Origin of the sequence: Pseudomonas sp. FW305-28 (assembly GCF_017351395.1) — a bacterium.
GTDB classification, from domain to species: domain Bacteria; phylum Pseudomonadota; class Gammaproteobacteria; order Pseudomonadales; family Pseudomonadaceae; genus Aquipseudomonas; species Aquipseudomonas fluorescens_AA.
In genome coordinates, this window is the sequence record NZ_JACNDD010000018.1 from 32,932 (window position 1) to 55,583 (window position 22,652).

The following is a 22,652-nucleotide window of genomic DNA, read 5'->3' on the forward strand; positions in this document are numbered from 1 at the left end:
GTCAAACCTCGTTGGACTGTGTAGCGGCGGATAAAGCCGCGCGGCCGCGAGGGCCATGAAAGTATTCATGAATCCAGGCGTCGTCGGTTTCCGACACCTTGTCGATGACATCGGCCACCAGCACTTTTTTCTGCGCCAGCACCGCCACCCGGTCGGTGATGGTGTAGAGGGTGTCCAGGTCATGGGTGACCAGGAACACGCTCAGGCCCAGGGCGTCGCGCAGCGTCAGGATCAACTGGTCGAACGCCGCCGCGCCAATGGGGTCGAGGCCGGCGGTGGGTTCGTCGAGAAACAGGATGTCCGGGTCCAGGGCCAGCGCACGGGCGAGGGCGGCGCGCTTGATCATGCCGCCGGACAGCGAGGCGGGGTACTTGTCCGCGGCCGAGAGCGGCAGCCCGGCCAGGGCGAGTTTCACCGCCGCCAGGTGTTCGGCATCGGCCCGACTGAGGCCGGCGTGCTCGATCAGGGGCAGGGCGACGTTTTCTGTCACGGTCAGGGATGAAAACAGCGCGCCTTTCTGGAACAGCACGCCAAAGCGCCGTTCCACCCGCGAACGCTGCTCCTGGGACAGGCTCGGCAAGTCCTGGCCGAACACCCGCACTGAACCCTCGCTGGGCTGGTTCAGGCCGACGATGCTGCGCAGCAGCACCGACTTGCCACTGCCGGAGCCACCCACCACGGCGAGGATCTCGCCCTTGTAGACGTCCAGGTCGAGGTTTTCATGCACGCTCTGGCGGCCAAAGCGGTTGCACAGGCCACGCACTTGAATCACCGCCTCGGCGGGCGTCCTGGAAGGTCGACTCACCAGCTCATCTCCATGAAAAACAGCGCGGCCACGGCATCCAGCACAATCACCACGAAAATCGACTGCACCACGCTGGAGGTGGTGTGGGCCCCGACCGATTCGGCGCTGCCGCTGACCTTGAAGCCTTCCAGGCAGCCCACGGCAGCGATCAGGAAGGCAAAGATCGGCGCCTTGACCATCCCCACCACGAAGTGCTGCACGCCAATGTCCGATTGCAGCAGTGACAGGAACATCGCCGGGGAAATGCCCAGCGACAGCGCACACACGACACCGCCGCCAATGATGCCCGAGAGCATGGCCACGAACGTCAGCATGGGCAGCGCCACCAGCAGGGCAAGCACCCGCGGCACCACCAGCAGCTCGACGGGGTCGAGGCCAAGGGTGCGGATCGCGTCGATTTCTTCGTTGGCCTTCATCGAGCCGATCTGCGCGGTGAAAGCGCTGGCAGTGCGGCCCGCCATGAGAATCGCCGTCAGCAACACGCCGAATTCCCGCAGGAACGAGAACGCCACCAGGTCCACGGTAAAGATACTGGCGCCGAAATCCGCCAGCACCGTCGCCCCGAGAAAGGCCACCACCGCGCCCACCAGGAACGTCAGCAAGGCCACGATGGGCGCCGCGTCCAGGCCGGTCTGCTCGATGTGCACGACCATCGGCGTGATGCGCCAGCGCCGCGGGTGAAACAGCCCGCGGGCCAGGGTTTCCAGGATCAGGCCGACAAAACCGAGCAATTGCAGGGTGTCCTGCCAGACCTTCTCCACGGCGCGACCGATGCGCGTCAGCAACTGGGTCACGACGCTGACTTTCGGTTCTTTGTCCGGTACGCAGAAATCCGTCAGCGAGCAGTACACCGTCTGCAACAACGCGCGCTCGGCTGCCGGCAAACTGCAGTCCGGGTGTTCGGTGGTCTTGCCCAGCCGTTCGGAGCCCAGCAGTTCCACCAGTAACGAGGCCCCGGCGGTGTCGAGGGCACCGAGGCCGTTGAGGTCGACCCGGGTGTTTTCGTCGTACCGGCCGCGCAGCGATTCGCCCAGGCGCTTGAGCTGTGGGTAATGGGCCAGCGTCCAGTCGCCGCTGATCCACAGCTGCGCCGGCGAGCCGGACGTGTCGAGTCGGGCACTGCCCATGTGGGGGCTGGGGGTCATAAGCTCCATGCTCGTTCGGCTTGAACAGCGCTACCTGATAGCACAATCGCCATCATTTTGCTTCGGGTGCAGCGGCGCTCACGTTGAAACGCAGCACACCGATCATCTGGCCATTTTCCGTCAGCACCCGCACCTGCCATTTGCCGGTCGGGTCGTCCGGGAAATTCTGTTTGTGCGTCCAGGCGCGATAGCCTTCCTTGCGCCCGCCATGGATGTCCAGGGCGATACGATCCACTTCCTTACCGTTGAACTGCCAGACGTGATAGATCCGCTCGTCGAGCCCACGTGGCGCGTTGATCGCGGTGTAGGCGTACAGGCCGTTGCCGCGGATCTGGGCGGCGCTGACCTCCTTGAGGCTGGCCCCGGGGGTGCGGTCTTCCAGTTGGGTGCTGATCGCCACCTCGGTCATCCACAATGTCGCTGGCGGCACCCAGGAGCGCAGCACCCAGCCGGCGGCACCAATCCCGACGGTGATACACAGAATGGCCAGGGCGTTGCGCACGGTGCGGATCGGAAAGATCGAAGCCAGGCTGGGGAACGACAGCAGCATGGCAATGTCCAGGGCCAGCTTGAAGCTCTGGTCGGTGGTCAGGTGCAGGATGACCGGCAACGCGGTGAGCAGGGCGGCGAACAGGGTTAGCGTGTGCAACGCCAGGAACGCCCAGCGCCGTGGCGCCAGCCATTTGTAGTACAGCGGATCGGTGATCGAGATCAGCGCCGCGACCGTCAGCAGGCCGGTGAAAATCAGTTGGCTGCTGTTCCAGGTGGTGGTGATGAAGAAAAACGGCAGGACGAAAAACAGGCTTTCCTGGTGAATCATCTGCGTGGCGTAGCGCAACAGCGGCTGGGGGATCTCCCGTTTGAAAATCCGCGTGAACAGCCGGGTCATGCTGTTCTCGACCATCAGCCAGAGCCAGCTCACCAGCATCATGATGGCGATCCAGGTCGCCAGGCCCTGCTGGCGGTCCACCAGCATGAAACTGCCGACCCCGGAGATGAAACCACCGAGCGCAATGACCCCTGGATAGCGCTTCATCAATTCAAGGATGCGCTGGATATAGACCGTCAGGTTTTGCATTCGGTAGTTTCACAGTAAGTCGTAGGAAATATCCCTGACAGAGTATCGCCAGGGCATCGATGTGACGAGCACTCTTGTGCTGAGGGATTTTTCTGTGGGAGCAAGGCTTGCCTATGATGGACTCGATACGGTCTTTCAGAAATCGAGGGGCCTGTTTTCGCGAGCAAGCTTTGCTCCCACAGAAGACTCCCCCAACCTGTGGGAGCAAGGCTTGCCCGCGATGGGCGCGATGCGCTCTTTCAGTCTTCTTTCGGTCGGGCCCGCCGGCGTACCTGCCACATCACCAAGCCGAGCAGCAGCAACCCCAGCAAGCCGCCCAGCCCCCAGACGAGCTCATCGTCACTGACCAACGGCTTCTCGATGCGCAAGTAACCCGGGTCCTTGAGCAGTTCGCGCAGGGCCACGTTGGCCTGTTCCAGGCTCACCTCCTGCAGGCGCACGGCCGGGTTGGCGAAGCGACCGTCTTCATAGTCGCCCAAGGCGCCCCAGTAGTAATCGGCCAGCGCGCTGTTACCTTGAACCGCCCAGGACTGATGGGCGATGGCCGCGCGTTTGATGCGCACGAAACTGGCGGGGTCCAGGCCATCCTTGAGCAAGGTCTTGCGCAGTTCTTCCAGCGCCTGTTCGGCCTCGGGCAGGTCTTCGCGGGACAGGTCGGCGTTCAGGCTGAAGAAGCCGACGCCGCCGAATACTTCGCGCTCGGTCCATGGCCCGTAGGACAGGCCGCGGGCCAGGCGCAGTTGGCGATAAAGTGCCCAATCCAGATAGTCCTTGAGCAGGTCGAAGGTTTCGTCATGCTGCTCGTCCAGTACCGGTTCCGGGAACAGCCAGTGAAGCTTGGCACTGTCGCCGGCCAGGCCACGGATCAGGTTGCGCTTGGTCACTGCCTTGTAGCGGATCTGCGGCAGCGCCTCGTGGGCACTGGGTTCCACCGGCTCGAGTTCGCCAAAGGCGCGTTCCAGGTAGGCGGGCAGCAGTCGGTCGAGATCCCCGACCACGATCAGCGTCATGTTGTTCGGCGCATACCAGGCCTTGCGCACTTGTTCGAGGCGGGCGAGGGTATGGCGCTGGACCTCGGCCCGTTCCGCGCAGCGCAGGCCCAACTCGACCGCCAGTTGGTTGCTGGCCTTGTGGCCCAGGTCCTGGTGATCGAGCCAGCGTTGCAGGTGGGTGTAGTGACCACCGTCTTCGCGTTCCACCACCCGCTTGGCCGCCTCCAGGGCTTTTTCGTCGATACGGGTGCGGGTCAACAGCGTCAGCAGCAGGTCCAGCACCTTGCGTTGATTGCGCGCCGGCGCCTCGATGACGAACGTGGTGTCGGCGTTGCTGGTGAAGGCATTCCATTCGCCACCCAAGGCCTGCATGCGCTCTTCCAGGCCGCCTTCACCACTGTCGTCGACGCCGCTGAACAGCAGGTGTTCGAGCAGGTGCGGCAGTTCCTTGTCGGCGCAACTGAAGTCGTCCAGGCCCACGCCGACCACCAGCCGGATCGCCACATGCCCGCGCTCGGTGCCGGGCTTGAGCATCAGCTGCATGCCGTTGGGCAGCGTATAGCCTTCGACCTGGAACCGGTCCAGGGCAACCACGGGCAGTGAGCCGAGCAAAAGAAAGGCGAGCAACAGACAACGCATAAGGGCTTCCTGGCGGCTGAGTGAGGGTCCATGGTGCCGGGGCAAGCCGTCATCGGCGGATCGCGCCCGGAGTTGGCTCGCTCCCCCATCGAATTTATGCGGTATTCATGACAACGGGAGCAGGCGGGCCGGTGAACGGTTTCGGGCCCGAGCCATTGTTACTGACTGACCAATGCGCCAGTTGTTCAAGGCGAATGGGTAATGTCGGAAATTTCATCCGCCGCCAGCGCACCGATCTCGGCCGTCTCCAGCACCACATAGGCGCTGCCGCAAAACAGCGAATTGAGGCGCCGCATGTCGGCAATCAGCTCCAGGTGCAGGGAACTGGTCTCCAGGCTTTGGACGACTTTGCGTTGCAGGCGGCTGACATGGGCATGGGCCATGCGCCGTTCCTGCGCCCGAAAACGACGTTTCTCACGTAGCAACTGGCGGGCGCTTTCCCGGTCGGCGCTGAGGAATACCGACAACCCCAGCCGCAGGTTGGCGATCAAGTGGCTGTGCAGCCCCGCCAACTCTTCCAGGCCCACATCGGAAAAGGAGCGGCGCTGCGAGGTCTTCTGCTGCTGGACCTTGCGCAACATGCGCTCGATCAGGTCGCTGGCGAGTTTGAGGTTGATCGCCAGTTCGATGATCTCCGCCCAGCGGCGGCTGTCCTGTTCGCTGAGGTCTTCACGGGGCATTTGCGCCATGTACAACTTGATTGCACTGCACAGTGCCTCGACGTCGTCACTCATGCGCCGCACTTCCTGGGTCACCGCGGTCTGCTGGCCGCGCAGCACGTCCAGCATGGCTTCGAGCATGTTCTCGATCAGGTCGCCGATGCGCAGGGTTTCACGGGCCGCGTTGGCCAGCGCCAGGCTCGGGGTGGCGAGGGCCGTGGGGTCCAGGTGACGGGGCTTGGCCGTGCCGTTGGTCTCGGGCCGTTCCGGCAGCAGCCAGGCACAGAGCCTGGCCATCGGGCCGACGCTGGGCAGCAGCACCAGGCACCGCACGGTGTTGTAGAGCAGATGAAAACCGATCACCGTTTCCTGGGGGCTGAAATCCAGGCTGTCGAGCCAGCCCACCAGCGGATCGAGCACCGGAATGATCAACAACAGCCCGATCAGCTTGTACAGCAGGCTGCCCAGCGCCACCTGGCGTCCGGCGGTGTTCTGCATGCTGGTGCTGAGGAACGCCAATACGCCGCTGCCGATGTTGGCGCCGATCACCAGGCCGATGGCCACCGGCAGGCTGATCATCGCGGCACCGGCCAGCGTCGCGGTCAGTAGCACGGCGGCCAGGCTGGAATAGGAAATCATCGCGAACAGCGCGCCGACCAGCGCATCGAGCAGGATATCGCCGGTCAGTGAGGCGAAGATCACTTTCACGCCTTGGGCGTGGGTGATGGGCGCGGCGGCTTCGACGATCAATTGCAGGGCCAGGATGATCAGGCCCAGACCGATGCCGACCCGGCCCATTTGTCCGACGCGGGTCTGTTTGCGCGAGAGGAAAAAAATCACCCCGAGGAAAATCAGCAGCGGCGACAGCCACGACAGGTCGAGGGTCAGCACCCGTGCCATCAGCGCGGTGCCGACATCGGCGCCCAGCATGGTCGCCAGGGCCGGCGTCAACGCCATCAGGCCCTGGCCGACGAACGAGGTGACGAGCATGGCCGTGGCGTTACTGCTCTGGACCATGGCCGTGACCATGATCCCTGCGATAAACGCCAGCCAGCGCCGGGACATGTTCTGGCCAATGACATGGCGCAGGTTCGAGCCGTAGACCCGCAAGATGCCGGTACGCACGATATGCGTGCCCCAGATCAGCAGGGCCACGGCGGAGAGCAAATTCAGCAGGGTCAGCATGAGAGGCCCCCTGTTAGCGTCCCAAAGGAACAAATTGACGATGCCACATTCTTCGTTCTTGTATTTAAGCTGTAGTTGGCGAACGGTTCGGACGCCAGCATTGCACAGCTAAAGAATCGTTTGAAACAAAACTGTCATAAAAAACACCCGCAGCCCCTGTGGGAGCGAGCTTGCTCGCGATGGGGCCCAGACATTCAACATCTTCTTTGGCTGACAGACCGCTATCGCGAGCAAGCTCGCTCCCACAGGGTTATGCGCACCGGCCTTTCTCTGGGCATGAAAAAGGGGCTCCAAAGAGCCCCTTCATTCAAATGCCCGATGCCATTACTGGCCCGGAACATCCTTGCGCAGTTTCACCGGATCCTGCTGTTTGCGCTTGCGTGCAATCGCGGTACGCATCTTGATGTTGACCGCTTCCACCGCCAGGGAGAACGCCATGGCGAAGTAGACGTAGCCTTTTGGCACGTGCACGTCGAACGACTCGGCGATCAGCACGGTACCGACCACCAGCAGGAACGACAGCGCCAGCATCTTCAGCGACGGGTGCTTGTCGATGAACGTGCTGATGGTGCCCGAAGCCAGCATCATCACCAGTACGGCAACGACGATGGCGGCAACCATCACCGGTACATGGGAGACCATGCCGACCGCGGTAATGACCGAGTCCAGGGAGAACACGATGTCGATGATCGCGATCTGGATGATGGTGTAGATGAAGTTGCCGCCCTTGCCCGAAGGTTCGTCGTTGGTTTCATCTTCGCCTTCCAGCGCGTGGTACATCTCCTGGGAGCTTTTCCACAGCAGGAACAGGCCGCCGAAGAACAGGATCAGGTCACGACCGGAGATGCCCTGGCCGAACACTTCGAACAAATCCGCCGTCAGGCGCATGACCCAGGTGATGGACAACAGCAGCAGGATCCGCGTGATCATGGCCAGCGCCAGGCCGAAGATCCGGGTGCGCGCCTGCATGTGCTTGGGCATGCGGCTGACCAGGATCGAGATCATGATGATGTTGTCGATACCCAGGACGATTTCCAGGGCGGTCAAGGTAAAGAAGGCAACCCAGATTTCCGGGTTGGTCAGCCATTCCATGTGAGTTCCTTTGAGCGAGTGTTAGGCCGAGCCGCGCCTTCTTGTCAGATCGGCACGGCACGGCGAGCGTTGCTTTTATAGAGTGCTGAACAGCGGAAAAATCCCCATCAGCAAGGCGGCGAACATTATGCACAGGCAAACCAGTACTGCCCACTTCAAGGTGAAGCGCTGGTGATCGCCGAACTCGATCCCGGCCAAGGCTACCAGCAGGTAGGTCGACGGAACCAGCGGGCTTAACAGGTGGACGGGCTGGCCGACGATGGAGGCACGGGCCATTTCAACGGCGGTGATGCCGTAGTGGCTGGCGGCTTCGGCCAAAACCGGTAACACCCCGTAATAAAATGCATCGTTAGACATGAAGAAGGTGAAGGGCATGCTCACCAGCGCAGTGATGACTGCCAGGTAAGGACCGAGGAACTCCGGAATGACCGCCAGCAGGCTCTTGGACATGGCGTCGACCATGCCGGTGCCGGACAGGATGCCGGTGAAGATACCCGCGGCGAAAATCAGCCCGACCACCGCCAACACACTGCCGGCGTGCGCCGCGACGCGGTCTTTCTGCTGTTGCAGGCACGGGTAGTTGACGATCATCGCGATACTGAAGGCCACCATGAACAGCACCGGCAGCGGCAACAGGCCAGCGATCAGGGTGCACATCAGGGCCAGGGTCAGCGCGCCGTTGAACCAGATCAGCTTCGGACGGCGAGCGTCCGGGAACTGGGACACGCTGATTTCGCTGTGGTCGATCTCGTCGCCCGCCAGGTGCAATTCACCCAGGCGTGCGCGCTCGCGTTTGCCGTACATGTAGGAGATCGCCAGGATCGCCACGACGCCGGCCAGCATGGCGGGAATCATCGGCACGAAGATGTCGGACGGGTCCACATGCAGCGCACTGGCTGCCCGGGCCGTCGGGCCGCCCCACGGGGTCATGTTCATCACGCCACCGGCGAGGATGATCAGGCCGGCCATGATGCGTGGGCTCATGCCGATACGGCTGTAGAGCGGCAGCATCGCGGCCACGCAGATCATGTAAGTGGTCGCGCCGTCACCATCGAGGGAAACGACGAGCGCCAGAACGGCGGTACCGACCGAAACTTTCAACGGGTCGCCCTTGACCAGCTTGAGGATCTTGCGCACGGCCGGGTCGAACAGGCCGGAGTCGATCATCAGGGCAAAATACAGAATCGCGAACATCAGCATCACCCCGGTCGGGGCGAGCTTGGTGATGCCTTCGAGCATCATCGGGCCGATCTTCGGCGCGAAGCCACCGAACAGGGCGAACAGGATCGGGATGATGATCAGGGCGATCAGCGCGGACAGGCGCTTGGTCATGATCAGGAACATGAACGTGATGACCATGGCGAAGCCAAGGAAAGTCAGCATGGGAAATACTCCAGGCGTGGCGCGGCTATGAAAGGCGAACCGGACAGGTCAGCGCGAAATGCAAAGCACGAGGGGGACGGATGGAGTGGGTGCAGCGGGACGGGTAGCAGCGGACATCAGAATCACCATTGTTGTTGTTAAAAGGGCCGAACGAGCCTTGAAAACTCGCTTTTGGCCGACCGGTCTTTTGCCGGAAGTGAGGTGATCCTAATCGCGCTAGCTTTCAGCAAGCTTTCGCCGTTGCAATGGCTGATGGTTGGTCAAGCGGGTCTGTGTTGCTGTTGTGGCGAGGGAGCTTGCTCCCGCTGGGCTGCGAAGCGGCCCCAGGATTTTGCGGCCGCTGCGCGACCGAGCGGGAGCAAGCTCCCTCGCCACAACAGCAATCAGGTGCTTGCCTTAAACGCTGAAAGATTCAACGGCCGCACCGCGCCCATCCAGATCGCATGCTCGGTGTGGTCCGTCAGGTCATCGCCGGTCTCCGGGTGCAGGAAAATCACCAGGCCCTTGCGATTCAGCGCCAGCCACGGCAGGACCACGCCGATGTACTGCGGATCGAACGCCAACTGACAGCTCCAGTCCGGGTGCGGGCCGACCGGACGTTGATGGACACGGCCCATTTTCAGCGGGAACAACTGCGCCGCTTCCTCGCACAGGGCCCGCGCCTGGTCGAGTGTGCTGGCGTCGAAATACACGTGGGCGTGGTAGCCCTTGATCCGCTGCATCTGTACTCCTTGGAAAAGAGGCCGAACCCTCGCCGTTTGCCGCGGGTCAGAGCCTTTACATGCGCGTTAAAGAGGAAAACAGCCATGAAAAACGCCGAAACCCCGGTCATCAAAGTGGTGCTCTATGGTGCCATGAGCAGCCTCGGCAGTGCGTTGATGGCTGAAATGCTGCGGCGCCAGCATGAGGTCATTGCGATTCTCGACGATCTTACCGCCCTGGCTCCACGCCCGGGCCTGCGGACCAAGACCGGCGATCTTTTCGACCCGGAGCGGGTCAAGCAAAGCGTTGCCGGCGCCAGCGCCGTGGTGTGCCTGTTGAACGCGCCGGGGTTGCCGATGAACAGCGAACAAGTGGAGCGCACCTTGATTCCCGGCCCGGTGGAGCAAGTCCTGGCGGTGGATGCACTGATCGCCGGCATGCAGGCGGTGAGCGTGCCCCGGTTGTTCCTGATCGGCGACTTCGCCGTGCTCGACGAAGAGCAGGCCGACGACGATTTGCAACGTCATGCCGCCGAAGAAGTGCTCGACGCCCTGAAGAACAGCACCTTGCAATGGACCTTGGTCAACGCCCCTTACGCGGCGCCTGGCCTGGGCATCGAGCATTTCAGTCAGGTCAGCACCAGCCTCGAACCCGGCCTGGCCGAATCCCTGGAGCGGCTTAACCGCGTGGCGGTCGGCATCGCCGATGAGCTGCACCTGAAGCTGCATGTGGGCGAGCATGTCAGCTTTGTGGCCGCCCACTAGCTGTCGACATCCACACCCGTGGCGAGGGAGCTGGCTCCCGCTGGGCTGCGAAGCAGCCCCAAAAACATGGCGCTCGCCACGGCCTCAAACCGCAATCGAAGGCAACGGCAACCCCGTGAGCGATTCGGCGCTATTGGCCTGTTCTTCCATCAGCCAGTCGACGAATTGCCTGATCAACACACCGCGTCGTTTACGCTGGGGCAAGACCACGTAATACCCCAGCCGCGACAGCACCGTTTCGGCGATCGGACGACACAGCAGCCCCTGGGCCAATAAGTTATCCACAAGGTGTCGCCAGCCGATGGCGACGCCTTGGCCACCAATCGCCGCCTGGATGAGGAGCGTGTAGTTGTCGAAGCGCAATTGCCCGGGGGCGGGCGGCGATGTGATGCCCAGCTCGCGGAATACGCCACTCCAGTCGAACCAGCTATTGCTGTTGCTCGCGCGCAGGTGCAGCAATGGAAACTCCGCCAAGGCCTGGGCGGGCAAGGGCAGGGGGCGATCCTTGAGCAGCAGCGGGCTGCACACCGGAAAGACTTCTTCGCTGAACAGCCAGCGACTTTCACCTTGTTTGAAGCGACCGTCGCCGAACAGCACGGCAACGTCGATATCGGTCCGCAACATGTTGTGATTGCGTTCGCTGGTCACCAGGCTCACGTCCACCTGGGGGTTGGCGGCGTGAAAGCGATGCAGGCGCGGCATCAGCCAGTAAGCGGCGAAGGCGAAGTCCGTGGCGACCTGCAGCACCTCATGTTGGTGTTGGGCGGTGATCGCGCTCAGCCCGGCATCGATGCTTTGCAAACCGGCCTGCACTTGCTCGAACAGGATCGTCCCGGCCTCGGTCAGTTCGATGCCACGGTAGATCCGGTCGAACAACCGCGTACCCAGTTGCTCTTCCAGGCGCTTGATCTGCTGGCTGATGGCCGGTTGCGTGGTGCCCAGCTCAATCGCCGCCGCCGTAAAACTTTGTTGGCGGGCCGCGGCTTCAAAGGCACGGAACAGTTCCAGGGACAGGTCACCCAAGGCGTCATACATAAGCTGTGCTTATCCTAGTCATTATCCTGCATGGGCTTTACCCCAAAACCCGGGGGCTACATGCTCAATCGCAGCAATGTCGCATAACTGCCTACTATGGAATGCCGCGAATACATGAAGCGCAAGAACATTCTTTTCATCATGGCCGATCAAATGGCCGCGCCAATGTTGCCGATCTACGGTCCTTCGCCGATCAAGCTGCCGAACCTGTCGCGCCTGGCCGCCGAGGGCGTGGTGTTCGACGCCGCCTATTGCAACAGCCCGCTGTGCGCGCCGTCGCGTTTCACGTTGGTGAGCGGCCAGTTGCCCAGCAAGATCGGCGCCTACGACAACGCGGCGGATTTTCCTGCAGACGTGCCGACCTACGCCCATTACCTGCGCCGTCTCGGCTATCGCACGGCGCTGTCCGGCAAGATGCACTTTTGCGGTCCCGACCAACTGCACGGCTACGAAGAGCGCCTGACCAGCGACATTTACCCGGCCGACTACGGCTGGGCAGTGAACTGGGACGAGCCGGACGTGCGGCCGAGCTGGTACCACAACATGTCGTCGGTGTTGCAGGCCGGCCCTTGCGTGCGCACCAACCAGCTGGATTTCGATGAAGAAGTGGTGTTCAAGGCCCAACAGTACCTGTTCGACCACATCCGCGAAGACGGTGACCAGCCGTTCTGCCTCACCGTATCGATGACCCACCCACACGACCCGTACACGATTCCCAAGGCGTTCTGGGATTTGTATGACGACAACGACATTCCGTTGCCGCAGACCCCGGCGCAAACGGACCTCGATCCACATTCCCAGCGGCTGTTGAAGGTCTATGACCTGTGGGACAAACCACTGCCTGTGGATAAGATTCGTGATGCCCGCCGCGCCTATTTCGGCGCGTGCAGCTACATTGACAGCAACGTCGGCAAGCTGCTGCAAACCCTGGAAGATACCGGTCTGCTGGACGACACGATCATCGTCTTCTCCGGCGATCATGGAGACATGCTCGGCGAAAAAGGCCTGTGGTACAAAATGCACTGGTTCGAAATGGCTGCCCGCGTACCGTTGCTCATCAGCGCGCCGGGGCAGTTCGCCAGCGGCCGGGTGGGGGCGGCGGTGTCCACCGCCGACTTGCTGCCGACCCTGGTGGAACTGGCCGGCGGTACCCTGGAACCCGGCTTGCCACTGGATGGCCGTTCGCTGGTGCCGCATCTGCAAGGGCAGGGCGGGCATGACGAAGTTTTCGGTGAATACATGGCCGAAGGCACCATCAGCCCCTTGATGATGATCCGTCGTGGCCCGTGGAAATTCATCTACAGCGAAGATGACCCGTGCCTGCTGTTCGACGTGCGCAACGATCCCAAGGAGCTGGAAGATCTCAGCCAATCTCCCGAGCATCAAACCCTCTTCGCCGATTTTCTCGTCGAGGCGCGGGCCAAGTGGGATATTCCGGCTATTCACCAACAGGTGCTCGCCAGCCAGCGCCGCCGCCGTTTTGTCGCCCAGGCGCTGACCCTGGGCAAACTCAAGAGCTGGGACCACCAGCCGCTGGTGGACGCCAGCCAGCAGTACATGCGTAACCACATCGACCTCGACGATCTGGAGCGCAAGGCCCGTTATCCACAACCCTGCCAAAACCAATAACGTAAGGGGCACGCACATGCAAAAGTTATCCACAGTACTCACCGCTGGACTGTTGGCGTTGAGCAGTGTTTCGGCCTGGGCCGAGCAGAGCTGCGAGACCGTGAAGATGGCTGACCCGGGCTGGAGTGACATCGCCGCGACCAACGCCATCACCGGTTTCCTGTTGGACGGCATGGGCTACAAGGCCAAGGTCGATACCCTTGCGGTGCCGATCACCTTCGGTGGCCTCAAGGACGGCCAGGTGGATGTGTTCCTGGGTAACTGGATGCCGGCGCAGCAGGGTTTCTATGACAAGTTCGTGGCCACTGGCGATGTCACGCAACTGGCCAAGAACCTCGACGGCACCGAGTTCACCCTGGCGGTCCCGGACTACGTCTGGGACGCCGGTGTGCATAACTTTGCCGACCTGAACAAATTCGCCGACAAGTTCGACAAGAAGATCTACGGCATCGGTTCCGGCGCCCCGGCCAACCTCTCCCTGAAAGAAATCATCAAGACCAATGACTTCGGCATGGGCGAGTGGAAACTGGTGGAGTCCAGCGAGCAGGCGATGCTGGCGGAAGTCTCCCGGGCGGTGAAAAAACAGAAGTTCGTGACCTTCCTCGGCTGGACGCCGCACCCGATGAACGTGCAGTTGAAAATGCACTATCTCAAGGGCGGCGAGAAGTATTTCGGCGACACCGGCAGCGTCTACACCCTGACCCGCAAGGGTTATGCACAGGCCTGCCCGAACGTTGGCAAGCTGCTGACCAACCTGAGCTTCACCCAGGAAATGGAGAACAGCATCATGGCCGAGGTGGTGAACAACAAAGTCAGCAACGCCGATGCGGCCAAGGCCTGGATCAAGGCCAACCCGGCGGTGCTGGATAAGTGGCTGGACGGTGTGAAGACCCTGGATGGCAAGGATGCGTTGGCGGCGGTGAAGGCCAAGCTCTGACAGCCCCGCTGCTTTGCGGGCGCGGAGCACTGTAGAGAGGAAATCCATGTGGGAGCAAGGCTTGCCCGCGATGAAGACGACTCGGTCTTTCAGAGACCGAGGTGCCTGTTTCGCGAGCAAGCTTTGCTCCCACATAAATCCCCTCGCCACAGGGAGAACGGTGCCCGGTCCTGATACCCTTGCCCCATTCCCCCATCCTTGAGGCCCCATGGCAATCCCCACGCGCCATTCACTCTTTCCGTTCCTGAGCTGGCTGCCCCGACAGACCCGCCAGAGTGTCGGCCGCGACCTGATCGTCGGCCTGAGCGGCGCGATTCTCGCGTTGCCGCAATCCATTGCCTACGCCCTGATTGCCGGTTTGCCGCCTGAATATGGCTTGTACGCGGCGATCGTGCCGGTGCTGATCGCCTGCCTCTGGGGTTCGTCGTGGCACCTGATCTGCGGCCCTACGGCGGCAATCTCCATCGTCTTGTACGCCACCGTCAGTCCGTTGGCCGTGCCCGCCAGCCAGGACTACATCACCTTGATCCTGCTGCTGACCGTCCTGGCGGGGATTTTCCAGTGGCTGCTGGGGCTGTTGCGTTTCGGCGCGCTGGTGAATTTCGTCTCCCACTCGGTGGTGCTGGGTTTCACCCTGGGGGCGGCGGTGGTGATCGCATTGGGGCAGTTGCCGAACCTGCTGGGCCTCGATTTGCCCAATGAAGCCACGGCATTGAAGGGCCTGCTGATGTTGGTCAGCCATATCGAGGCTGTGGATAAACCGTCATTGCTGCTGGGATTGGGCACGCTGCTCCTGGGCGTGGTGCTCAAGCGCTTGCTGCCGCGCTGGCCGAGCCTGTTGATAACTTTAATCATCAGCAGCCTGGTGGTCTGGCTGTGGCCGGCGATGTTCGGGCATGTGGCGCTGGTCAGCGCCTTCGCCGGGCGCCTGCCGCCGCTGACGCTGCTGCCGCTGGACCTGGAACTGATCCTGCGCTTGCTGCCCGGGGCCGTCGCGGTGGGCATGCTCGGGCTGGTCACCAGCCTGTCCATCGCCCGTTCGTTGTCGGTACGTTCCGGGCAATTGCTCGATGCGAATCAGGAGGTGAGGGCGCAGGGGCTTTCCAACCTCGTTGGCGGATTTTTCTCCGGATCCTTGTCGGCCGGTTCCTTCACCCGTTCCGGCCTCAGCTATGAAGCCGGCGCCTGCTCGCCCCTGGCCGGGGTGTTCTCGGCCTTGTGGGTGGCGTTGTTTGCGGTCGCCGGGGCGAAACTGATCGCACACATCCCGATTCCGGCCATGGCCGGCAGCATCCTGCTGATCGCCTGGGGGCTGGTGGACCACCGTGGTATCCGGGCGTTGTACCGCGTGAGCCGCGCCGAATTCATGGTGATGAGCCTGACCTGCCTGGCCACGTTGCTGCTGGAACTGCAAACTGCCATCTACGCCGGTGTACTGGCTTCGCTGTTCTTCTACCTCAAGCGCACCTCACAGCCGCGGGTGCAGCACTTTCGCGAGGGGGAGGCGGAGATCCTGCGGGTGGGTGGCTCGATCTTTTTCGGCGCCAGCCATTACCTGCAAGTACGCCTGCAACGGCTGCAGGCGCAGCGGGTGGTCATCGATGCCCAGCAGATCAACTTCATCGATTATTCCGGGGTGGAAATGCTCCACCAGGAAGCCCGGCGCCTACGCGCCCAGGGGCGTAGCCTGACCTTGCGCAAGGCCAGGCCCCAGGTGGTGGAGGAGTTGTTGAAGCTGGAGGGACCGGAGCATTGCCCGATCCATTTTGAGGATTGAACTGATTCAACCCTGTAGGAGCTGCCGAAGGCTGCGATCTTCTTTCATGTGCGACTCAATTGTCTGGGGCAAGATCGCAGCCTCGTTGCACTCGACAGCTCCTACGCAGTTCCTACAGCGCCAATTGGCGGCGCAACTCGGCCAGCACCGGCGCGGTGTCCGGGCGTACCCCGCGCCACAGGTAGAACGCTTCGCCCGCCTGCTCGGCCAACATGCCCAGGCCATCCATCGACACCGCCGCACCGTGTTCGCTGGCCCAACGGCAGAATGAGGTCGGTTCCTTGCCATACATCATGTCGTAGCAGACCGTCTTGCCGGGCTCGATCAAGCTGGCGGCAATCGGCGGTACATCCCCCGACAGGCTCGCGGAGGTGGCGTTGATGATCAGGTCCACCGGCTCTTGCAGCCAATCGAAGCCACTGGCCGAGACCGGGCCCAGGTCGGCGAACGACTTGGCCAGCCCTTCGGCTTTTTCCACCGTGCGGTTGGCGATGATCACCGAGGCCGGCGCTTCGGCCAGCAGCGGCTCCAGCGCGCCGCGCACCGCGCCGCCGGCCCCCAGCAACAGGATGCGCTTGCCCTGGAGGCTGAAGCCGGCATTGACGGTCAGGTCCCGGACCAGCCCGGCACCGTCGGTGTTGTCACCCAACAGGCGACCGTCGGCCAGTTTGCTCAAGGTATTGACCGCCCCGGCCCGCTGGGCCCGCTCGGTCAGGGTGTCGGCCAGGCGGAAGGCGTCTTCCTTGAACGGCACCGTGACGTTCGCACCACGGCCCTCGCGGAAAAATGCCCGGGCGCAACCGGAGAAATCCTCCAGCGGTGCCAGCAGCGTGCTGTAGTCCAGCACCTGCCCGGTCTGCTCGGCAAACAGGCGATGGATCAACGGCGACTTGCTGTGGCCGATCGGGTTACCCATTACAACGTAGCGATCCATGGAATATCCCCGTTCAGGCCTTCGCCAGCCAATCGCGATCCTGCAGGAAGTACTCGGTCAGCCGCGCCTCTTCGCTGTCCGGCTCGGCTTTCCAGTCATAGCCCCAGCGTACTTGCGGCGGCAGGGACATCAGGATCGACTCGGTACGTCCGCCTGATTGCAGCCCGAACAGGGTGCCGCGGTCGTAGACCAGGTTGAATTCCACGTAGCGCCCACGGCGAAATTCCTGGAATTCCCGTTGCTTGGCGGTGAACGCGTCATGCTTGCGGCGACGCACGATGGGCAGGTAGGCATCGATGTAGGCGTCGCCGATGGCGCGGATGAAGGCGAAGCAGGTGTCGAAACCCCACTCGTTCAGGTCGTCGAAAAACAGGCCGCCGATGCCCCGGGGCTCGTTGCGATGCTTGAGGTGGAAGTAGCTGTCGCACCAGGCCTTGTAGCGCGGGTACACCTCGGGGCCGAACGGCGCGCAGGCTTGCTCGGCGACGCGGTGCCAATGCACGCAATCCTCTTCTGCGCCGTAGTAAGGGGTCAGGTCGAAGCCGCCGCCAAACCACCAGACCGGCTCTTCGCCTTCCTTTTCGGCGATGAAGAAACGCACATTGGCGTGGGAGGTTGGTACGTGGGGGTTGTGCGGGTGGATCACCAGCGACACGCCCAAGGCTTCGAAGCTGCGCCCGGCCAGTTCCGGCCGATGGGCGCTGGCCGAGGGTGGGAGGCCGCTGCCGAAGACGTGGGAAAAGTTGACACCGCCCTTTTCGATCACCGTGCCGTTTTCGATCACCCGCGTGCGACCGCCACCCCCGGCGGGCCGGGCCCAGGCATCTTCGACGAAGCGCGTGCCGCCATCCTCGGCTTCCAGGGCGGCGCAGATTCGGTCTTGCAGGTCGAGCAGATAGGCTTTCACGGCCTCGGTACGAGTGGACATGACGTCACCTTGATCAGGGCTACGCTACGCGGCGTATAGCGGGCCGGTGGCAAATGGGCGCACAGGATACCACCGCACTTGCCCACGCCACAGTTGACGACGGTCAAGCTTAGGAGTCCGATAGCAGGCTTGGTAAAAAGTCTGCGACAAGGAGAAAGTGAAGATGGCCAAACGTATCCAGTTCCGTTCCCACGGCGGTCCCGAAGTACTCGAGTATGTCGACTATCAGCCGGCCGAGCCGGGCCCGCAGCAGGTACGCGTCAGCAACAAGGCAATCGGCCTGAATTTCATCGACACCTACTACCGCAGCGGTCTTTATCCGCCACCGGCGCTGCCTTCGAGCCTGGGCGCCGAGGGTGCGGGCGTGGTCGAGGCCATCGGTCCCGGTGTCACGCGGTTCAAGGTCGGTGACCGGGTGGCGTACGGCAGCGGACCGCTGGGGGCCTACAGCGATGTGCATGTGTTGCCCGAAGCCAACCTGGTGCATCTGCCCGAATCCATCAGTTTCGAACAGGCCGCCGGCGTGATGCTCAAGGGCCTGACCGTGCAATACCTGTTGCGCCAGACCTATGAGCTCAAGGGTGGCGAAACCATCCTGTTCCATGCCGCCGCCGGTGGCGTGGGCTCCTTGGCCTGCCAGTGGGCCAAGGCCTTGGGCGTGAAGCTGATCGGTACCGTCAGTTCGCCGGAAAAAGCCGCCATCGCCAAATCCCACGGCGCCTGGGAAACCATCGACTACAGCAAGGAAAACGTCGCACAACGGGTGCTGGAATTGACTGACGGCAAGAAGGTGCCCGTGGTGTACGACGGCGTTGGCAAGGACACCTGGTTGACCTCCCTGGACAGCGTCGCCCCCCGTGGCCTGGTGGTGAGCTTCGGCAATGCCTCGGGGGCGGTGGAGGGTGTGAACCTGGGGATTCTTTCGGCCAAGGGCTCGCTGTACGTCACCCGCCCGACCCTGGCGACGTACGCCAACAATGCCGAAAACCTGCAGCGCATGGCCGATGAACTGTTCGGGATGATCAGTAGCGGCAAGCTCACGGTGGACATCAACCAGCGTTATCCATTGGCGGAAGCGGCCAAGGCCCAGACCGAGCTGTCGGCGCGGCGGACGACGGGGTCGACCATTCTCCTGCCCTGAGATTTGGTGGTTCAGATTGTTTGAAAACCTGTGGGAGCGAGCTTGCTCGCGATAGCGGTGCGTCAGTCAACATCAATGCTGGCTGATCTGATGCCATCGCGAGCAAGCTCGCTCCCACAAGGGTTTTGCAGTGTCCACAGATCCGGCATTCGCCACAAATTCCTGTGGGAGCGAGCTTGCTCGCGATAGCGGTGTGTCAGTCGATATCAATACTGGCTGACCTGACGCCATCGCGAGCAAGCCCGCTCCCACAGTGGTTTTGTGCAAGATGCAGAGTTTGTATCCGGGCTCAGTCCGGGCGCACGACCTTGCCAGTAGCCAAGTCACGAATCACGCTGGGGTTCTTGCGCCCGCCCAGGTTGCCGCCGAGCACCAGATCGATCTGCCCACGAAAATACTGCTCGACGCGAATCCGCGTGCGCGCCGCCGGGCGTCCTTGGGGGTTGGCCGAGGTGGACACCAGCGGCCCGACCAACGAGCACAAATCGCGCACGGTGGGATGATCGCTGACCCGCAGCGCGACGGTGTCGTGTACCCCGGTGATCCATTCCGGCAGCAGGTTCTGGTGCGGCACCAGCCAGGTGTTGGGGCCCGGCCAGGTGCTGGCCATGCGGTCCATCCAGGTTTCGGGGAAGTCTTCGAACAGGAAGTCGAACTGGTGGATGTTGTCAGCCACCAGGATCAGGCCTTTGTCGGGCAGCCGCGACTTGATCGCCAGCAGGCGCTCCACCGCCTCCTCGTTCCACGGGTCACAACCCAGGCCCCAGACCGCTTCGGTTGGATAGGCAATCACCGCCCCGGCGCGAATTTCTCGCGCGGCTTGTTGCACACGCCAACTGTTGACCATGAAAGTTTCTCCCGCAACGCAAATAAGGCTGTGGGCAGTTTACCGATCTTCCCCATAAAACCTAGCGTGCAAACCAGCGCCCGTTGTCACAGGTGGCGCGTCCTTCCATTTCCAGCTCGGTCAACGCCGCCAACACTTTGGGCAAGCCCCAGCCGCTGGCGTCGGCCAATGCCTCGCTGCTCAGCGGCGCGGCATGCAGCAGGCGCAGCAGCGGATGGGTCACCGGCTCAGGCGTCGCGGCCAGCGGCAACTGCTGCCAACCGCGCAACGCCTCAAGGATGTGCTCGACGGTTTCCACCAGCGCCGCACCGTCGCGGATCAGCTGATGGCAGCCCCGGGCGCCGGGGTGATGGATCGATCCAGGAATGGCATACACCTCGCGGCCCTGTTCCGCCGCCAGTCGGGCGGTGATCAGCGAGCCGCTGGCGACACTGGCTTCCACCACCAGCACCCCCAGGGACAAGCCGCTGATGATTCGGTTGCGACGCGGAAAGTTGCTGGCGTGGGGCGCCGCGTCCAACGGAAACTCCGACAGCACCGCGCTGCCTTGGGCAATCATCGCGTCCGCCAGCCGACGATTGCGCTGTGGATAAAAATTTTCCAGGCCGGTGCCCAGCACGCCGACGGTGCGCCCGCCAACGTCCAGCGCCGCCTGATGGGCCGCCGCATCGATACCCAAGGCCAGGCCGCTGGTGATGACAAAACCGGCCCCGGCCAGGCTGCGGGAAAACGCCGCCGCAGTGTCCATGCCCGGCCGCGAGGCCCGGCGACTGCCGACCATCGCCAGCTGCGGTTTTTCCAGAATGGTGGCGTCGCCCGCGACGAACAGCAGCGGTGGCGCGTCGCTGATCTGTGCCAGCAGCGCCGGGTAGTCGAGTTGGTCCCACATCAGTAAATGCTGGCCCGCACGCTCTAGCCAGGCCAATGCATGGGCGGCGCCGTCACGCACATCCGGGTTGCGTCGCGCCTCGGCGCAGGTGATCGGCAGGCCCAGCGCTCGCCAGGCACTCGCCGGTGCACTGATGGCTTTGGAGGCCGAGCCGAAGGCCTCCATCAGGGTCATGAAACGCTTGGGACCGAGTTCCGGCAAGCGGTGAAGACGTAGCCGGGCCTCCAGTTCCGCAGGGGAAACCGGAGCAGATTCAGGTAATGACATGCGATCATCCTTGACCGTTATGAGCCCCGTACAAACGGGAACAAGCTGTGGATAACTCTGTTGGTAACTTGTGAGACCCGTTATGGATTACGGACCTTGTCCAGCACCGACAGCGAGCGCGAGGCGTACAGCACCAAGCCGTAGCTGAGCTTGTCGTAAGTGCGGAACACCATCAGCAGGCCGGCCCGCTCATCGGGGATTTTCACCGGCTCGCCAGTGATGCGGTCGCGCACGGTTTCACCGGTCTTCATCACCGCCAGCACGTTGCCTTCGATCAGCCCATCGCGGCGGCCCTTGTTCAGGGTGACCACGTCCAGCGCGCCGATCTGGGTCACGCCCCGGGGCACGTCCAGGATCAACCCGTTGATGTCCGATTTTGGCGCGCTGGGCATGAAGGTCGAATTGATCGAGCGCTCTTCGCCGCTGAACAGGCGATCGCCCAGGCGCACTTCCTGGGTGGTGCGCTGCAGGGCCAGGGTGGTGACATCGCCCTCGGTAGCGACCACTTCGCCGCCGCCGATGTCGTCGGCGTTGATGCCCAGAAATTCCTTGGTCTCGGGGTCGGTGTAGACCTTGCCCTGGCGGAAGATGCCGTAGGCCGACTGGTTCGAGTCGAATGTGCCACGGGCGAAGACCCGATCCCCCATGCCACTGAGTACCCGCTCGGCATTGCCGGCGACGACGTAGGGCGCCTTGTCGAAATCCTCAGGCGTATCGACGATGCGGTTGCTCAGCAGGAAGCTGTTGATGGCTTGCAGCGGAATGCTCGGGATGGCGTCGGCCACCGGCGAACTGCGAATGCGTGGCGACAGCTTGATGGTGCCGCGGGAGGCGCCGCGATTGAGGGTCAGGCGCGGCTGGCCGTTGACGTAGACCAGCGACAGGGTATCGCCCGGATAGATCAGGTTGGGGTTTTCGATCTGCGGGTTGGCCTGCCAGAGTTCGGGCCATTTCCACGGCTCGCGCAGGTATTTGCCGGAAATGTCCCACAATGTGTCCCCCGTCACCACCGTGTATTGCTGGGGAAAACCTTCCCGAAGTTGCACTTGCCCATGCGCGATACCGGCCGAAGCCAGGAGCAGCAGGGCGAGTAGTGATTTCCTCATGCGGTGAATCCCTTTATTATGTGCGTTCGCGTAAAACGCCAGAGCCCCCGTGGCTCGCCGCCCTGCGGAGCTGTTTTCCCCAAGGGCAACGTTTTACAACGGTAGCCTGCATCCCAAGACACGCCAGGCCAGCCACTCGACTTTACCTCACACGTGCATTTATCAAGCTTATGGCCATTTTGAACATTCTCGAATTTCCGGACCCGCGCCTGCGCACTATCGCCAAACCGGTGGCCGTAGTGGACGACGAAGTGCGTCAGTTGGTCGATGACATGTTTGAAACAATGTATGAGGCGCCAGGCATCGGCCTCGCCGCGACCCAGGTCAACGTGCACAAGCGTATCGTCGTGATGGACCTTTCCGAAGACCGCAGCGAGCCGCGGGTGTTCATCAACCCCGAGTTCGAAACCCTGACCGACGAGATGGACCAGTATCAGGAAGGCTGCCTTTCGGTTCCAGGCTTCTATGAAAACGTCGACCGTCCGCAGAAGGTCAAGATCAAGGCCCTGGACCGTGACGGCCAGCCTTATGAACTGATCGCCGAAGGCTTGCTGGCGGTGTGCATCCAGCACGAGTGCGACCACCTCAACGGCAAGTTGTTCGTGGATTACCTGTCTACCCTCAAGCGTGACCGGATCAAGAAAAAACTGGAAAAACTCCATCGCCAGAATGCTTGATGCCCCCTTCAAAGGCTTGCCGCGGCAAGCCTTTTTCTTTT

General features: G+C 62.4%; 20 protein-coding genes. 6 read left to right on the plus strand and 14 right to left on the minus strand.

Features of this window, described 5'->3' with window-relative positions; translation table 11 throughout:
- Window position 1: 1 nt before the first annotated feature.
- The 8 genes from J4E53_RS06640 to J4E53_RS06675 all read right to left on the minus strand — a co-directional run bounded on the left by J4E53_RS06640 (window position 2) and on the right by J4E53_RS06675 (window position 9,700).
- A complete protein-coding gene (locus tag J4E53_RS06640) occupies window positions 2-805 on the minus strand; it encodes an ABC transporter ATP-binding protein (RefSeq protein ID WP_060739868.1) in 804 nt (267 codons plus the stop codon).
- Window positions 802-1,950, minus strand: coding sequence for an ABC transporter permease (locus J4E53_RS06645; protein WP_103308615.1), 1,149 nt, complete (start codon window positions 1,948-1,950; stop codon window positions 802-804). Before J4E53_RS06645 ends, J4E53_RS06640 begins: the two co-directional genes overlap by 4 nt.
- Window positions 1,951-2,002: 52 nt before the next feature.
- Window positions 2,003-3,028, minus strand: a complete 1,026-nt coding sequence (locus J4E53_RS06650) for a DUF5924 family protein (protein WP_103308614.1) — start codon at window positions 3,026-3,028, stop codon at window positions 2,003-2,005.
- Between the two features lie 239 nt (window positions 3,029-3,267).
- Window positions 3,268-4,659, minus strand: coding sequence for a pitrilysin family protein (locus tag J4E53_RS06655; RefSeq protein ID WP_103308613.1), 1,392 nt, complete (start codon window positions 4,657-4,659; stop codon window positions 3,268-3,270).
- Between the two features lie 185 nt (window positions 4,660-4,844).
- Complete coding sequence (locus J4E53_RS06660; RefSeq protein WP_103308612.1) at window positions 4,845-6,503, minus strand: Na/Pi cotransporter family protein; 1,659 nt, start codon at window positions 6,501-6,503, stop codon at window positions 4,845-4,847.
- Window positions 6,504-6,827: 324 nt separating this feature from the next.
- Complete coding sequence (locus J4E53_RS06665) at window positions 6,828-7,595, minus strand: TerC family protein (RefSeq protein ID WP_060739863.1); 768 nt, start codon at window positions 7,593-7,595, stop codon at window positions 6,828-6,830.
- A gap of 75 nt (window positions 7,596-7,670) precedes the next feature.
- Window positions 7,671-8,978, minus strand: coding sequence for a CitMHS family transporter (locus J4E53_RS06670; protein ID WP_060739862.1), 1,308 nt, complete (start codon window positions 8,976-8,978; stop codon window positions 7,671-7,673).
- A gap of 383 nt (window positions 8,979-9,361) precedes the next feature.
- A complete protein-coding gene (locus tag J4E53_RS06675) occupies window positions 9,362-9,700 on the minus strand; it encodes a DOPA 4,5-dioxygenase family protein (protein ID WP_060739861.1) in 339 nt (112 codons plus the stop codon).
- A gap of 84 nt (window positions 9,701-9,784) precedes the next feature.
- On the opposite strand from J4E53_RS06675, the gene J4E53_RS06680 reads away from it, so the two are divergent.
- Window positions 9,785-10,444: an NAD(P)-dependent oxidoreductase gene (locus J4E53_RS06680; protein ID WP_103308610.1), complete on the plus strand. Its 660-nt coding sequence runs from the start codon at window positions 9,785-9,787 to the stop codon at window positions 10,442-10,444.
- An 84-nt stretch (window positions 10,445-10,528) separates the two neighbouring features.
- Here the strand turns inward: J4E53_RS06680 and J4E53_RS06685 are convergent, their stop codons facing one another.
- Complete coding sequence (locus J4E53_RS06685; RefSeq protein WP_103308609.1) at window positions 10,529-11,479, minus strand: choline sulfate utilization transcriptional regulator; 951 nt, start codon at window positions 11,477-11,479, stop codon at window positions 10,529-10,531.
- A 114-nt stretch (window positions 11,480-11,593) separates the two neighbouring features.
- Here J4E53_RS06685 and betC point away from each other — a divergent pair, with 114 nt between their 5' ends.
- The 3 genes from betC to J4E53_RS06700 all read left to right on the plus strand — a co-directional run bounded on the left by betC (window position 11,594) and on the right by J4E53_RS06700 (window position 15,822).
- Window positions 11,594-13,108: a choline-sulfatase gene (gene betC / locus J4E53_RS06690; protein WP_103308608.1), complete on the plus strand. Its 1,515-nt coding sequence runs from the start codon at window positions 11,594-11,596 to the stop codon at window positions 13,106-13,108.
- A 16-nt stretch (window positions 13,109-13,124) separates the two neighbouring features.
- On the plus strand, window positions 13,125-14,045 hold the full coding sequence (choX, locus tag J4E53_RS06695; protein ID WP_092167778.1) for a choline ABC transporter substrate-binding protein: 921 nt from the start codon (window positions 13,125-13,127) through the stop codon (window positions 14,043-14,045).
- 208 nt (window positions 14,046-14,253) lie between these two features.
- Window positions 14,254-15,822, plus strand: a complete 1,569-nt coding sequence (locus tag J4E53_RS06700) for a SulP family inorganic anion transporter (protein WP_103308607.1) — start codon at window positions 14,254-14,256, stop codon at window positions 15,820-15,822.
- Window positions 15,823-15,934: 112 nt separating this feature from the next.
- Here J4E53_RS06700 and aroE read toward each other — a convergent pair whose 3' ends face one another.
- Together aroE and hemF are read right to left on the minus strand one after the other, a co-directional pair.
- On the minus strand, window positions 15,935-16,756 hold the full coding sequence (aroE, locus tag J4E53_RS06705; protein ID WP_103308606.1) for a shikimate dehydrogenase: 822 nt from the start codon (window positions 16,754-16,756) through the stop codon (window positions 15,935-15,937).
- A 13-nt stretch (window positions 16,757-16,769) separates the two neighbouring features.
- Complete coding sequence (gene hemF, locus J4E53_RS06710) at window positions 16,770-17,684, minus strand: oxygen-dependent coproporphyrinogen oxidase (protein ID WP_103308605.1); 915 nt, start codon at window positions 17,682-17,684, stop codon at window positions 16,770-16,772.
- A 163-nt stretch (window positions 17,685-17,847) separates the two neighbouring features.
- Between hemF and J4E53_RS06715 the strand changes: the two genes are divergently transcribed.
- A complete protein-coding gene (locus J4E53_RS06715) occupies window positions 17,848-18,825 on the plus strand; it encodes a quinone oxidoreductase (protein WP_060739853.1) in 978 nt (325 codons plus the stop codon).
- Window positions 18,826-19,114: 289 nt separating this feature from the next.
- On the opposite strand, the gene J4E53_RS06720 is transcribed toward J4E53_RS06715, so the two are convergent.
- The 3 genes from J4E53_RS06720 to J4E53_RS06730 all read right to left on the minus strand — a co-directional run bounded on the left by J4E53_RS06720 (window position 19,115) and on the right by J4E53_RS06730 (window position 21,934).
- Complete coding sequence (locus J4E53_RS06720; protein ID WP_014335849.1) at window positions 19,115-19,672, minus strand: L-threonylcarbamoyladenylate synthase; 558 nt, start codon at window positions 19,670-19,672, stop codon at window positions 19,115-19,117.
- Window positions 19,673-19,733: 61 nt separating this feature from the next.
- The gene (dprA, locus tag J4E53_RS06725) at window positions 19,734-20,828 is read right to left on the minus strand and encodes a DNA-processing protein DprA (RefSeq protein ID WP_103308604.1); all 1,095 of its coding nucleotides are present in this window, start codon (window positions 20,826-20,828) and stop codon (window positions 19,734-19,736) included.
- Window positions 20,829-20,908: 80 nt separating this feature from the next.
- The gene (locus J4E53_RS06730) at window positions 20,909-21,934 is read right to left on the minus strand and encodes a LysM peptidoglycan-binding domain-containing protein (protein WP_060739850.1); all 1,026 of its coding nucleotides are present in this window, start codon (window positions 21,932-21,934) and stop codon (window positions 20,909-20,911) included.
- A 170-nt stretch (window positions 21,935-22,104) separates the two neighbouring features.
- On the opposite strand from J4E53_RS06730, the gene def reads away from it, so the two are divergent.
- Window positions 22,105-22,611, plus strand: coding sequence for a peptide deformylase (gene def / locus J4E53_RS06735; RefSeq protein ID WP_003196300.1), 507 nt, complete (start codon window positions 22,105-22,107; stop codon window positions 22,609-22,611).
- The last annotated feature ends 41 nt before the right edge of the window (window positions 22,612-22,652 follow it).